Annotated in this window: 13 protein-coding genes and 1 tRNA gene; 10 read left to right on the top strand and 4 right to left on the bottom strand. The window is 38.1% G+C overall.

Annotation, left to right across the window (positions count from 1 at the left end; genetic code table 11):
• The first annotated feature begins 434 nt into the window (after positions 1-434).
• Together ABXT71_RS02910 and ABXT71_RS02915 are read left to right on the top strand one after the other, a co-directional pair.
• Complete coding sequence (locus ABXT71_RS02910) at positions 435-1,709, top strand: ribonucleotide-diphosphate reductase subunit beta (RefSeq protein ID WP_415372351.1); 1,275 nt, start codon at positions 435-437, stop codon at positions 1,707-1,709.
• 1 nt (position 1,710) lies between these two features.
• Positions 1,711-3,498, top strand: a complete 1,788-nt coding sequence (locus ABXT71_RS02915) for a ribonucleoside-diphosphate reductase subunit alpha (protein ID WP_415372352.1) — start codon at positions 1,711-1,713, stop codon at positions 3,496-3,498.
• Between the two features lie 101 nt (positions 3,499-3,599).
• Here ABXT71_RS02915 and ABXT71_RS02920 read toward each other — a convergent pair whose 3' ends face one another.
• Positions 3,600-4,169: a DUF3109 family protein gene (locus ABXT71_RS02920; protein WP_415372353.1), complete on the bottom strand. Its 570-nt coding sequence runs from the start codon at positions 4,167-4,169 to the stop codon at positions 3,600-3,602.
• Positions 4,170-4,579: 410 nt separating this feature from the next.
• Between ABXT71_RS02920 and ABXT71_RS02925 the strand changes: the two genes are divergently transcribed.
• Both ABXT71_RS02925 and ABXT71_RS02930 read left to right on the top strand, forming a co-directional pair.
• Positions 4,580-5,161: a MarC family protein gene (locus ABXT71_RS02925; RefSeq protein ID WP_415372354.1), complete on the top strand. Its 582-nt coding sequence runs from the start codon at positions 4,580-4,582 to the stop codon at positions 5,159-5,161.
• Positions 5,158-5,352, top strand: coding sequence for a hypothetical protein (locus ABXT71_RS02930; RefSeq protein ID WP_415372355.1), 195 nt, complete (start codon positions 5,158-5,160; stop codon positions 5,350-5,352). The genes ABXT71_RS02925 and ABXT71_RS02930 overlap by 4 nt, the downstream gene beginning before the upstream one ends.
• A 4-nt stretch (positions 5,353-5,356) precedes the next feature.
• Here the strand turns inward: ABXT71_RS02930 and ABXT71_RS02935 are convergent, their stop codons facing one another.
• Positions 5,357-6,952 (bottom strand): S41 family peptidase, encoded by a 1,596-nt coding sequence (locus ABXT71_RS02935; RefSeq protein ID WP_415372356.1) that lies wholly within the window; start codon positions 6,950-6,952, stop codon positions 5,357-5,359.
• A 31-nt stretch (positions 6,953-6,983) separates the two neighbouring features.
• The gene (locus tag ABXT71_RS02940; RefSeq protein ID WP_415372357.1) at positions 6,984-7,412 is read right to left on the bottom strand and encodes a deoxycytidylate deaminase; all 429 of its coding nucleotides are present in this window, start codon (positions 7,410-7,412) and stop codon (positions 6,984-6,986) included.
• A 134-nt stretch (positions 7,413-7,546) separates the two neighbouring features.
• On the opposite strand from ABXT71_RS02940, the gene ABXT71_RS02945 reads away from it, so the two are divergent.
• The gene (locus ABXT71_RS02945; RefSeq protein ID WP_415372358.1) at positions 7,547-7,873 is read left to right on the top strand and encodes a T9SS type A sorting domain-containing protein; all 327 of its coding nucleotides are present in this window, start codon (positions 7,547-7,549) and stop codon (positions 7,871-7,873) included.
• A 96-nt stretch (positions 7,874-7,969) separates the two neighbouring features.
• On the opposite strand, the gene ABXT71_RS02950 is transcribed toward ABXT71_RS02945, so the two are convergent.
• Positions 7,970-8,051: transfer RNA gene (locus ABXT71_RS02950), tRNA-Leu, on the bottom strand.
• 199 nt (positions 8,052-8,250) lie between these two features.
• On the opposite strand from ABXT71_RS02950, the gene ABXT71_RS02955 reads away from it, so the two are divergent.
• The 5 genes from ABXT71_RS02955 (at position 8,251) to ABXT71_RS02975 (ending at position 13,114) form a co-directional block, all read left to right on the top strand.
• The gene (locus ABXT71_RS02955) at positions 8,251-9,189 is read left to right on the top strand and encodes a ribose-phosphate pyrophosphokinase (RefSeq protein ID WP_415372359.1); all 939 of its coding nucleotides are present in this window, start codon (positions 8,251-8,253) and stop codon (positions 9,187-9,189) included.
• 199 nt (positions 9,190-9,388) lie between these two features.
• Entirely contained in the window at positions 9,389-10,021 is a 633-nt protein-coding gene (locus ABXT71_RS02960; RefSeq protein WP_415372360.1) for a 50S ribosomal protein L25/general stress protein Ctc, read from the top strand.
• A 227-nt stretch (positions 10,022-10,248) separates the two neighbouring features.
• Positions 10,249-10,815 (top strand): aminoacyl-tRNA hydrolase, encoded by a 567-nt coding sequence (gene pth, locus ABXT71_RS02965; RefSeq protein ID WP_415373056.1) that lies wholly within the window; start codon positions 10,249-10,251, stop codon positions 10,813-10,815.
• Positions 10,816-11,748 (top strand): bifunctional riboflavin kinase/FAD synthetase, encoded by a 933-nt coding sequence (locus ABXT71_RS02970; protein ID WP_415372361.1) that lies wholly within the window; start codon positions 10,816-10,818, stop codon positions 11,746-11,748.
• The gene (locus ABXT71_RS02975) at positions 11,741-13,114 is read left to right on the top strand and encodes an HTTM domain-containing protein (RefSeq protein ID WP_415372362.1); all 1,374 of its coding nucleotides are present in this window, start codon (positions 11,741-11,743) and stop codon (positions 13,112-13,114) included. Before ABXT71_RS02970 ends, ABXT71_RS02975 begins: the two co-directional genes overlap by 8 nt.
• Positions 13,115-13,156: the final 42 nt, after the last annotated feature.

The raw sequence follows: 13,156 nt of genomic DNA on the forward strand, positions 1-13,156 counted from the left end.
AAACCGACTTTACATAATCATTAGCCCAATCGCTCTTTTGAGCGATGCTTAGCACTCAAACGCTTACAAATAAATAAATTAAGATTAAAATTAAGCAATAGTCTTATTTTGTGATAGTTACACCTAAAAAGGCGAGCGTATTTCTCCTATTTCTCTCATAGTCTTTAGTCGATATTGCGGGTTTAAAGCCCTAATATTTATTGAGAAAAATTAAATTTTCATACAAATCAAATTCCGAATATTGAAAAACAAAAACAATAGTTCTTAACAAATCTGTGTTGATATTTAGAATTTTGACGTGAACTCCTATTTTTATTGAGTACTTAACGTTTTGTTAATAACCGTGTTGAGAACACGATATAATTATCTTCATTTTGTCTCAAAATTAATAAGATATTTACCTATCATTATAGAACAAACTACGACTCACAAATATGGAAATCACACACATTATAAAGCGAGATTTTACTACAAAATCTTTTCATCTAGACAAAATAACCGCTGCTGTAGTAAAAGCGATGAGTATAAGTAGTGCAGGAACTGAAGAGGACGCGCAAAATGTAGCAATCGCCGTTTACAAGGTATTACTGGGGCGTAAGGAAAATGACGAAAGCTATACTCCAACTATTGAAGAGGTGCAAGATATTGTCGAAACAAAATTAATGGAATGCGGTTTTCCTGAAGTTGCAAAAGCATACATCTTATACCGTAATAAAAGAGCACAAGAGCGCAAGACAGATATTTTTGAGAGACGCATTAGCCTTAAGCCTTATGAGTATCCTCAATTGTATGATTATGTTCCTGCCATACGTCATTCTTATTGGATTCATACAGAATTTAATTTCACAAGTGATATCCAGGATTTTAAAACAAGATTAAATGACGTGGAGCGTGGCGCTATAAAAAACACAATGCTTGCTATTTCTCAAATTGAGGTAGCGGTAAAAAATTTCTGGGGTGATTTACATCAAAGAATGCCAAAACCAGAAATAGGTGCGGTAGGATCTACGTTTGCAGAAAGTGAAGTGCGTCACGCAGATGCGTACTCACACCTTCTTGAGATTTTAGGTCTGAACAAAGAATTTAAAGCACTTAAAAAGAAACCCGTTATTATGAAGCGTGTGCAATATTTAGAATCTGCACTGCGCAACTCTAAAAGTGACGACAATGAAGAATATGCTGAAGCAGTATTATTATTCTCTCTATTTATAGAGCACGTATCATTATTCTCACAGTTCTTGATTATCATGGCTTTTAACAAGCACAAGAACATGCTTAAAGGTATTTCTAATGTAGTAGAAGCGACGTCAAAAGAAGAACAGATTCACGGTGATTTTGGAATAGAGCTTATATTGATTCTTAAAGATGAACACCCAGAGTGGTTTACACCAGAATATCACGCAAACATACAACGCCTATGTAGAGATGCGTTTGAAGCAGAAGTAGATTTAGTAGATTGGATTTTTGAAGAAGGTGAAGTAGACTTTTTACCTAAAAAAGTAATTAACGAATTTCTTAAAAATCGTTTTAACAAATCACTTGAAAGTATCGGTGTTGAGAAAGTCTTTGACGTAGATGAAAAACTCGTCAGAGAAACTGAATGGTTTGACGATGAAATCATAGGGACTAAACACGGTGACTTTTTCGTTAAAAGATCCGTAAACTACAGTAAAAGAACACAAAGTATAACTAGCGACGACCTTTTTTAATATGATCCAACAAGACAAAACCTCCTCACAAGTAGACCAAAAAGCTACTAATACAAATGACGCCTTACTAGCGGCAAGAAAAGAAGCGCTATCTAAAGGCGAGTCTAGCGACGATAGTTTTTTATGGCTTAACAAGAACAGCCGTGACTTTCTAGAAGCTGGATATCTCACAGAAGGCGTAAGCCCTGAGCAGCGCATTAGAGAAGTTGCGGAGCGCGCAGAAGAAATTCTGGGAATGCCCGGGTATGCAGATAAATTTTATGGCTATATGTCTGAGGGATACTACTCACTAGCATCTCCTGTATGGTCTAACTTCGGAAAAAAGCGTGGCTTGCCTATTAGCTGCTTTGGATCTCACATAGATGATGATATTGGGAACATACTTTACACGCAGTCTGAAGTAGGGATGATGTCTAAGCTAGGTGGAGGTACTTCTGGTTATTTCGGGAAAATACGTCCTCGTGGTGCTGCTATAAAAAATAACGGAGAAGCATCTGGTGCAGTACATATCATGCGCTTGTTTGAATCTATGGTAGATGTTGTGAGTCAAGGGTCTGTGCGTCGCGGTCGTTTTTCTCCATACTTACCTATAGATCATGGAGATATTATGGAATTCCTAGAAATAGGAGGTGAAGGAAACCCAATTCAAGAATTGACCCACGGAGTAACAGTTACAAATGCGTGGATGGATGCCATGATTGCGGGAGATCAAGAAAAAAGAACAGTCTGGGCAAAAGTATTGCAGAGTCGTGGCGAGATGGGCTACCCATACATTTTCTTTACAGACAATGCAAACAATAACGCTCCAGACGTTTATCAAGACAAGAACCACCCGATATATGCTAGTAACTTGTGTACAGAGATTATGCTTCCGTCTAATCACGATTGGTCTTTTGTATGCGTACTTTCTAGTATCAACGTATTGCACTATGACAAATGGAAAGACACAGATGCAGTAGAAACAATGGTATATTTCTTAGATGCCGTGATTACAGAATTCTTACAAAAACTAGAATCGTATAAGAACTCTGAAAACAGAGAAGATCGCCAGACGTTCTTGTTTATGGAGCGTGCTTATAACTTTGCAAAAGAAAATAGAGCATTAGGTCTTGGCGTATTAGGATGGCATTCTTTACTACAATCTAAAAAACATGCTTTCAATAGTCAAGAAGCGTTTGATCTAAACAGTGAAATCTTTAGAAAGATAAAAGAGAAGTCTTATAAAGCCTCTGAAGAGCTTGCAGATGTCTTTGGAGAGCCAGAAGTATTAAAAGGATATGGACGTAGAAATGCCACTTTAAATGCAGTAGCCCCTACCACATCTTCAGCCTTTATCTTAGGACAAGTGTCTCAAGGTATTGAGCCTATATGGTCTAATATATATGTGAAGGACATTGCTAAAATTAAAACAACAATCAAGAATCCGTTTTTAGTAGAATTACTGCAAGAAAAAGGAATGGACACAAGAGAAGTATGGTTAGATATACGCGACAGAGATGGTTCTGTACAACATCTTGACTTCTTGACGGAAAATGAAAAAAACGTCTTTAAGACCTATTCTGAAATAGACCAGATGGATATTATATACCAAGCTGCTAACCGTCAAAATCACATTGACCAAGGACAGTCTGTTAATATCATTGTTCATCCAGATACGCCAACTAAAGAGATCAACAAAATACATGTTACTGCATGGAAACTAGGATTAAAATCTTTGTATTACCAGCACAGTATGAACGCAGCGCAAAAATTTAAACAAAAGAAAGATTGCGCAAGTTGTGAAGCATAAGTAATAGATGCAACATGGGTCCCTAACAACAATCAAGTTGATTAGGGACCCATTTTTTGTTTTAAGTGTATTGAATTTATAATATTTCTGAAGTAATACGGCTAGAAATCATGTTTCGCTGCCACCTTCTCTAACTCGGCATACCAGTATTTCCCAAACTTGCGAATTAAAGCCTCTTTCACAAATTTATAGACAGGTACTTTAAGCTCTTTCCCTAAAGTACAAGCATCATTGCAAATAGGCCATTTGTGATAATTCACAGCTGCAAACTCACTATAATCCTGAACGCGTACTGGGTATAAGTGACAAGAGATTGGTTTTTTGAAAGATACCTCACCAGCATTATAAGCGTCTTCTATACCGCAACTTGCAGTACCGTTCTCCTTGAAAGCCACATAGGCACACTCAGCCCCATTTACAAGTGGTGTCTCCAGTTCGTCTCTTTTAGAAAGAACGTGGGTTCCTACGGCTTCAATTACAGCGATACCTTCTGGTCTTAAAAAAGGTTTCACTTTAGGATAAATCTCTTTTAAAATCTGAACCTCCTCATCAGTAACTGGCGCTCCCGCTTCTCCTGATACACAACACTCTCCTTTACAAGCCCCTAGATTACAAACAAATTCTTTCTCGATGAGATCTTCAGATACAATGGTTTTTCCTAATTGAAACATGGTACAAACCTACGATTTTTCAAATCGAAAATGAAACTGAAAATGGAATACAATAAAAAACAAATCCTCCCTTCAGGATTTAATGGATGACTCATACAAAACTAAAAATCATTTCTTAATAATAAATAAATCCGAAACATAATCTTCCGTGCTACGAGGGAAAGTAGCTCTTGGCGGGCAACATTAAACGAAACTGAATAATGTATCTCCCGAAAGACGGTAGAGGAACTTTCTTAGTTCAAATAACAATGACTTATCTATCCGGTGGCTAGACAGATTATTACCTATATTGGTTTAATTTTAACGTACTTTAGGCACTATTAACTTTAGACACTAACTTAAATAAAGTAATTTTGCATTTCATCTAATGCAACAAATAAAAACATCCGCGGTTGGCACGGAGCCTAAATATGAATTTCAATTTTAAAGAAATAGCGACAGCAACCATGGTGCTTTTTGCCGTGATTGATATTATAGGCAGCATTCCTATAATCATCTCGTTGAAGGAAAAATCTGGAAAAATTAAAAGTGGTCGTGCTTCAATTATTGCTGCAGTCGTCCTTATTGTTTTTCTATTTGTAGGAGAACGCATATTAAATTTGATAGGCATTAACGTTTATGAATTTGCTGTTGCAGGTTCCTTTATTCTATTTTTTATTGCTTTGGAAATGATTCTAGGCATCAAGCTTTTTAAACAAGATGAAGAAACCTTGGGCTCGGCAACGGTATTCCCGATCGCCTTCCCTATTGTAGCTGGACCAGGAAGTTTAACCTCTTTACTCTCGCTACGCGCAGAATACTCTATAGAAAATATAATCGTCGCCATACTTGTAAACGTAGTTGTCGTGTTTATTGTGCTCCGAACTTCTGGCAGTCTACAGCGTTTTTTAGGAAAGAACGGAATTGCAATTATCGAAAAAGTTTTTGGTGTAATTCTACTAGCGATTGCCGTAAAACTCTTTACATCTAATATCCAATTACTTTTTATATGAAAATCTTTATCTATATTATCATAGCGCTTTCTGCTGTAATGCTCATTTTCAATTTGACCAAACTAGATTTTGACCATCTTTTTGACGGTGATAGTAGTGTCGCTCTTATTGGTGTATTTGCCGCAGCTTGCGCCATAGCTTTGATGTGCATTCTTCTTGTGTCAAGAAAAATAGCGAAGAAAAGCAAGTGATAAATTATTGCTTTTTCTTCTCTTCTATTTGAAGAACCTTTAGGATCATGGCATCCTGTAAATTGAGTAAGATCTCTTTCTCTTCAGGGCCATATAACTGCTCTGCCATCGCTGCTTTTAAAGCCAATTTAAATCCTGGCGACGTAGGCTCAAGATTGAGGTAAACACCACTGAGCTCTCTAATGTAGTCTATAAAACCTTGCGCAACTTGGGTAGTGACCACATAGCTGTCACTAAATTCTTTAAATGAAAAACTGTTGAATTCCGTTCTTTTTTGATCGAGAATCGTAAACACATAATAACTCATAGAGCCACTCTTACCTATAAAATCTATAGTCTCCTGCTCTCTGCTGGTATCCTTCGCTACAAAAATATCTGGTGTAATCCCACCACCACCATAGACGGTTCTTCCCTTCACTGTTTTGTAAACTAAAGTATCTGACACCACAATATTCTCTGCATCTTGTAACTCGCCGTTACTGTATCGTGTCTGATATTCATTAAAATAAGCATCATTACCTTCTTCATAAGAACGTTGAATGCTTCTTCCAGAAGGAGTATAATAGCGGGCAATCGTCAGACGTATTGCACTGCCGTCGCCTAAAGACATTTCACGCTGCACAAGCCCTTTCCCAAAAGAACGTCTCCCCATAATCACACCTTTATCATTATCCTGCAATGCACCTGCCACTATCTCACTGGCTGAAGCCGAGTTCTCATCAATCAACACATAGACCATTCCTTCCTCAAATTCTCCACTGCGTGTCGAATAGGTCTTTTCTTCTTCCCCATTTTTGTTTCTAGTGATAAGCACAAGTGTGTCATCTTCTAAAAACTCATCTATTATTTGTTCTGCTGTTGCTATATAACCTCCAGGATTGCCTCGTAAGTCAAGTATTAATGTCGAAATATTGTCGCGATTCAACTTGTCAAGTGCTGTTTCAAATTCTTCAAAAGAAGATTCAGCAAAACGGTTTAATTTAATATAACCCACTTCATCATTGATGGCATATGCCGCATCGACACTTATGAGAGGTACGTCATCACGAGTAACGTTTACCTCCATAATTTTATCTTCGGAAGGGCGATATATTTGTAAAACTACTTTTGAATCCTTCTCCCCTTTTAAATACACCGGAATACTATCTCGATCTATAGTATTTCCGAAGAGCTGACGATTATCTGCTTTTAAAATACGATCGCCTTCCTTGATACCTGCCTTTACCGCAGGGCCTCCAGCGATAGCTCTTATAACTGCAATGCTATCATTGTACACGTGAAAACTCACGCCTATACCCGTAAAATTACCACGCATATCGTCTGCATTATCCTCATAGTCGGCCACCGGAATGTACACAGAATGTGGATCAAGATTATCCAAAATTTCGTTCACAGTTACATCTACAATGCTGTCTGTGTTTACGTCATCTACATATTCATAATCTATGTAGTCAATAAGCCTATTAAGTTTGTCCTTTTTAGCGTTGGTCGCAAATATCTGCTCCCCGGTATCGTGAAAGTCGAGTTTAGATCCCAAAAAAATACCCCCCGCCATCGCGATGCCAATTAATAATGGAATGTATTCTCTTTTAAAACTCATAAATTATATAGTGGCTTTATGTACTAAGTGACTATTCTAGCTCAGTAATATGCATAATACTAACGCCTGCTTTTTCTAAAAATTTTAACCCGCTATCATCTTTATACCCATTGTGATAGACCACGCGTCTTATGCCAGATTGATGGATGAGTTTACTGCAATCTTTACAAGGGGACATCGTGATATATAAAGTAGCACCTTCACACGATTGCGTAGAGCTCGCGACCTTTAAAATGGCATTTGCCTCTGCGTGTAGTACGTACCAATGCGTGTTATTATCGTCATCCTCGCAGTGGTTTTCAAACCCTGTAGGCGTGCCGTTATACCCGTCACTAATGATCATCTTATCTTTTACAATTAACGCACCTACTTGTCTGCGATTGCAATGGGAAAGTTTACTCCACTCTTTTGCCATCCTAAGATAGGCAACATCATACTTTTTCTGCTTATCTGTTTTCATATTTTCTTATCAGTCGGTAAAATTAGCATATCGTTACTTGATAGCAATAATATCTGTTGTATTTCTGAAATATTAATAAATTTTCCCTAGAAATATCCCCCTATTATCATGGATTTTGTGATTTATTATTTAACTTGGCTGTAGATCATGGCGATACGGAAGTTTTAGAAATACGTGCACTAAATGGAGACACTGCAAATTATCAAAACGGCTCATTAGGTTTAGAAGTAGACCTTGTAGCTGTAGTTATTTTCAACATCTATGCTAATCCCGTTAACAATAGTCTAATTATCAACACAGTTGACACCACAGATACGATTAGCACCTACTCAATAAGGGGTCAAAAAACACCTGCTCGTGACTCAAAAAAAATAAACACCTCACGCTTTACAAAAGGAGTTTCCTTTATGAAGGTTCGTTCTAATGGACAAAATAGTGTTCAAAAATTTATTAAGAGCTAATTTTGTCCTATTCATTCTGACGAAGCCAGGAATAAGGTTGAAGGGGAGTCTTTTGGCAATGAGATAAAAAAAGCCCTCAGTTTCCTGAAGGCTTTGTACTCGAGGCGGGAATCGAACCCGCACGACCGAAGTCACTGGATTTTGAATCCAGCGCGTCTACCAATTCCGCCACTCGAGCATTTATATCCTTGGATAATGGTAGTACCTCTATTTAAAACGAACTGCAAAAATAACCAATTAATTAAAATTTAAGCAGCAAACAAGAAAACATTCGGCAGGAACCCCACAACTCCCATTTTGTTAGTAAATCAAAATAACATTTTTTTTCAAGCACTGATGTTTCGGTTACTTTTGCGCAAACAAAACCACACAACATCATGTCTATTGAACCAACACCTAAAATTTTTGCCTGTAAACAATCGCAAGCACTTGCTAAAGATATTGCAGAAAAGTACGGTATCCCATTAGGAAACATCATTACTTCAACTTATAGTGATGGGGAGTTTCAGCCATCGTTTGAAGAATCTGTGAGAGGATGTCGTGTGTTTTTAATAGGCTCTACACACCCTAGCAGCGATCATTTAATGGAATTACTATTAATGTGTGACGCGGCAAAACGTGCCAGTGCAAGACATATTACAGCGGTGATGCCTTACTTTGGTTGGGCAAGACAAGACAGAAAAGACAAACCTCGCGTGCCTATAGCTGCAAAACTAGTAGCAAAAATGCTAGAGACCGCAGGAGCAACACGTATTATCACTATGGATTTACACGCGGACCAGATACAGGGTTTCTTTGAAAAACCAGTAGATCACCTATATGCTTCTACTATTTTCTTACCGTATTTAAAAAGCTTAAACCTAGAGAACCTAACTATTGCATCACCAGATATGGGAGGTTCTAAAAGAGCATACGCTTATTCTAAGGCGACGGCAAGTGACGTAGTGATTTGCTACAAACAAAGAGAAAAAGCAAATATCATTAGCCATATGGAGCTTATAGGTGATGTTAAAGGTAAAAACGTTGTGCTTGTAGATGATATGGTTGACACAGCCGGAACGCTTACAGCGGCCGCAGACCTGATGATCGAGCGCGGCGCACTTTCTGTAAGAGCGATTTGCACACACCCTATCCTTTCTGGAAAAGCCTATGAAAGACTTGAAGCTTCAAAACTAGAAGAACTTATCGTAACAGATTCTATTCCATTGCGTCAAGAAAGCCCAAAACTAAGAGTACTTACCTGTGCAAATCTTTTTGCAGACGTAATGAAGAGTGTACACGGGAATCAAAGTATAAGCTCAAAGTTCTTAATGTAATTTTTTTTAAGAAAATAGAATATAGACCACATCGCTAATAGAATATAGCCTTTCTGTTTTGAAGCCTGTGTTCTATATTCCTTAATACACACTCTTTGATCTATATTTTTTGTAACTGAACATTAAATACCTACATTTGCAGCCGCTTAGACCAAAACGGCTAAGCAAATAAATCAATAATTTAAAATTTCACATTAAAATGAAATCAATTACAATCAACGGATCTCAAAGAGAAAGCGTAGGCAAAAAGGTAACTAAAGCCTTACGTGATGCTGGGAAGGTACCTTGCGTAGTATACGGAGGAGAAGCACCTATTCACTTTTCAGCAGATGAATTATCATTTAGCAAACTCGTATATACGCCAGACGTACATACTGTTGTGATAGAAATGGACGGTAAAAAAGTGGATGCAATCCTACAGGATATCCAGTTTCACCCGGTAACAGACAGAATACTGCACGTAGACTTCTATCAGATTTCTGAAGACAAAGAAGTGATGCTAGAGATTCCAGTGCGTGTTACAGGAAACGCTGTTGGTGTTCGTAATGGTGGTACTTTACGTATCGTTTCACGTAAATTACGTGTTAAGGCATTACCATCAAACCTTCCAGATGTAATCGAAGTGGATATCACAGAGATGAAAATTGGAGAAAAACTATATGTAACTGTTGCGGCGAGTGACAAGTACACTATACTTCACTCAGATAACGAAGTTATTTGTCAAGTAAGAACTTCTAGAACCGCAGTGGCTGACGAAGTTGCAGATGACGAAGAAGGAGAAGAAGGATCAGAAGGAGCAGAAGACGCTACAGAAGCAGCTGCAGCAGAATAAGCACCCTTACTAATAATATCAAAAGCATCTCGTTAATTCGAGATGCTTTTTTTATTTTTACAAAGAATTCATTCAACGCTATGATCTTATTACTTCGGAAAATTTTTGGGTTTAACAATCGATCTAAAAAAGATATCGCAGTACAGAATGATGCCGATGAGAATCCTAGTAATAGCATAAAAAGTGGAATAGGACAAAAGAGCTTCCCGCCAACACGGGAAATAAATATGAAAAAATTTTTAATCGCAGGTCTAGGAAATATAGGTCCCAAATATGAAAATACGCGCCATAACATAGGCTTTAAAGTGTTGGATTATATTGCCAAACACGAGGACCTTTCCTGGGAAACCGTAAAGCTAGGTGACATCACAACCCTTAAGAAAAAAGGACGCACATTCATTATGCTTAAGCCATCCACATATATGAACCTTAGCGGGAAGGCTGTAAAATACTGGATGGAAAAAGAAAATATTTCCGTAGAAAATCTATTAGTTGTGACAGATGACCTCAACTTATCTTTTGGTACTTTTAGGATTAAGACCCAAGGAAGCAGTGGCGGACACAATGGCCTAAAAGACATTCAAGCCACACTCGGCAATGGAAAATACCCGCGTTTTCGTTTTGGCATTAGTGACGAGTTTTCAAAAGGGCGCCAAGTAGATTACGTGCTAGGCGAATGGACCGCTGCAGAAGAGTCTGAACTTATAGAACGATTAGAAAAAGCAAAACAAGCCGTAGAGTCTTATGGTCTTGCCGGAGCAAATAATACGATGAACGCCTTTAACGGTAAATAAATGAACGTACACAAAGGCGCAGCAGCTTATAAAAATGATCGTGGTAGTGTTGTCACTATAGGCACCTTTGATGGTGTGCATGTGGGTCACGCGACCATTTTAAAACATCTTGCAAAAACCGCCACAGCACTTGACCTTGATTCGGTTTTACTTACTTTTTTTCCGCATCCACGTATGGTCTTACAAAAAGATCACAGCATAAAGATGCTCCATACACTTGATGAGAAAAAAAAACATATTGCCACCCTTGGGATCCAACATCTAATTGTACATCCTTTTACGCAAGAATTCTCAAGACTCTCTGCAACAGAATATGTTAGAGACATTCTTGTGAATAAACTGAAAGCTAAAAAAATAATTATTGGCTACGATCATCGTTTTGGACGCAACCGTACTGCAGATATTAATGACCTTAAGGAGTTTGGAAAAACCTATAATTTTAGTGTCGAAGAGATTTCTGCCCAAGCGTTAGATGATGTAGCAGTGAGTTCAACAAAAGTACGAAGCGCGCTTAAACATGGTGATATTAGCACAGCCAATAACTATCTAGGTTATGACTATCAGATTTCTGGAGTTATTGTAAAAGGGAAAGCTATAGGTAGAACCATAAACTATCCTACCGCAAATCTAAAACCTACCGAAACCTACAAGCTTATCCCAAAAGAGGGGGTTTATGTAACCCAAGCTACTATTGACAGTACCACTTATTTCGGAATTACTAGTATAGGCACAAACCCTACCGTAGGAGGTACAAAAGAAACCATCGAGACCTTTTTTCTGGACTATAAAGGGGACCTTTATGGCCATCAACTCACTCTTTCTTTTTTAACCCACATACGTGATGAAGCCGTTTTTGACGCGATAGATTCCCTAAAGCAGGCGATTGCTAGAGACGAACGTTTTGCGCGTGACTTTATAAAAAATCGTGAATAAATTTTTATTCAAACACATAGACAACACTGGTCTCGTTTTATGGCGAGTGGCATTCGGTCTACTTATCGCTATTGAAGGGTATGGAGCTATTGCAACGGGCTGGGTGCGCAGAACCCTCATAGAACCAGACTTCACCTTTAACTTTATAGGGCTTGATTTCTTACAACCACTTCCTGGCGATTTAATGCATTGGTATTTCGCTTTAATGGGTACTTTTGGAGTGCTCGTAATGCTCGGCTACAAATACCGCTTTAGCATGTTCTGCTATGCACTTATGTGGTCCTGCGTTTATTTAATGCAGAAGACATCCTACAACAATCACTATTATTTAATGATGTTACTTTGTTGGATTATGGTCTTGTTACCAGCCCATAAATGGTTTAGTCTTGATGCATCTTTCAGCAAAAAAATAAAATCACCATCGATGCCTCGATGGGTGTCCCTCATTCTTATTTTACAAGTATGGATCGTGTACACCTATGCCTCTATCGCAAAATGGTATCCGGGCTGGTTAGACACTTCTGTGTCTGCACTCTTTATGAAAGGCAAAACAGATTACTGGCTCATAGGCCCACTACTACAACTGGATTGGGTGCACTGGTGCATCGCCTATGTAGGCATTTTATTTGATCTTCTTATTATTCCATTATTAATGTGGCGACGTACACGTATAATTGGTTTCTGGATTTCTGTGTTTTTCCATTTGTTTAATAGTATTATTTTTCAAATTGGAATTTTTCCCTATATGTCTATTGCTTTTGCCTTGTTCTTTTTCTCTTCGGAAATATTACAACGTCGCTTTTTGCCAAAGAAAACACACTATAATGAAGGCGAAATTAAAATACCAGCCTACCGAAATGCACTCATCGGTGTGATGGGTGTCTATTTTATATTTCAAATTTTACTCCCTTTGCGTCACTGGACGTATCCTGACGATGTACTCTGGACAGAAGAAGGCCATAGACTGAGTTGGCGTATGATGTTGCGTTCGCGTGGCTCCACGCTTACCGTGTATACTAAAGAAAAAGACTCCACGGACAATAAGAAATACGATTATAAAAAATTACTGAGCAAGAAACAAAAACGTTCTGTAAAATCTAAACCAGATCTTATCTGGCAATTAGCACAACGTATTAAAGAATTAGAAGCAAATGAAGGCCGCGATGTGCAAGTCTTTGTGAAATCTAAAGTGAAAATTAATGGTGGTGCCTATTACCCCTTTATTGACCCCAAAGTAGATCTCGCCTCAGAACCTTGGTTATACTTTACACATCACGACTGGATTTTACCATCTCCAGATGATTATAGTAAAAAGCCTGTCGCAATGCCTAATGTTCAGACAAAGTCGAAAGACTCGGTTAGATAACAACTCAAATAATTCAAGATGAACTTCTTGCAAAAACTCCCG

The sequence above is a fragment of the Patiriisocius sp. Uisw_047 genome (assembly GCF_047730165.1).
Classification (GTDB): Bacteria; Bacteroidota; Bacteroidia; order Flavobacteriales; family Flavobacteriaceae; genus Patiriisocius.

What these genes read in the sequence shown, in the direction of transcription:
- ABXT71_RS02930 (WP_415372355.1), top strand. Translation starts at nt 5,158, where the DNA reads ATGAAAATCTTTATCTATATTATCATAGCGCTTTCTGCTGTAATGCTC.
- ABXT71_RS02935 (WP_415372356.1), bottom strand. Translation starts at nt 6,952, where the DNA reads ATGAGTTTTAAAAGAGAATACATTCCATTATTAATTGGCATCGCGATG.
- ABXT71_RS02970 (WP_415372361.1), top strand. Translation starts at nt 10,816, where the DNA reads ATGAACGTACACAAAGGCGCAGCAGCTTATAAAAATGATCGTGGTAGT.
- ABXT71_RS02940 (WP_415372357.1), bottom strand. Translation starts at nt 7,412, where the DNA reads ATGAAAACAGATAAGCAGAAAAAGTATGATGTTGCCTATCTTAGGATG.
- ABXT71_RS02960 (WP_415372360.1), top strand. Translation starts at nt 9,389, where the DNA reads ATGAAATCAATTACAATCAACGGATCTCAAAGAGAAAGCGTAGGCAAA.
- ABXT71_RS02920 (WP_415372353.1), bottom strand. Translation starts at nt 4,169, where the DNA reads ATGTTTCAATTAGGAAAAACCATTGTATCTGAAGATCTCATCGAGAAA.
- ABXT71_RS02910 (WP_415372351.1), top strand. Translation starts at nt 435, where the DNA reads ATGGAAATCACACACATTATAAAGCGAGATTTTACTACAAAATCTTTT.
- pth (WP_415373056.1), top strand. Translation starts at nt 10,249, where the DNA reads ATGAAAAAATTTTTAATCGCAGGTCTAGGAAATATAGGTCCCAAATAT.
- ABXT71_RS02925 (WP_415372354.1), top strand. Translation starts at nt 4,580, where the DNA reads ATGAATTTCAATTTTAAAGAAATAGCGACAGCAACCATGGTGCTTTTT.
- ABXT71_RS02955 (WP_415372359.1), top strand. Translation starts at nt 8,251, where the DNA reads ATGTCTATTGAACCAACACCTAAAATTTTTGCCTGTAAACAATCGCAA.
- ABXT71_RS02915 (WP_415372352.1), top strand. Translation starts at nt 1,711, where the DNA reads ATGATCCAACAAGACAAAACCTCCTCACAAGTAGACCAAAAAGCTACT.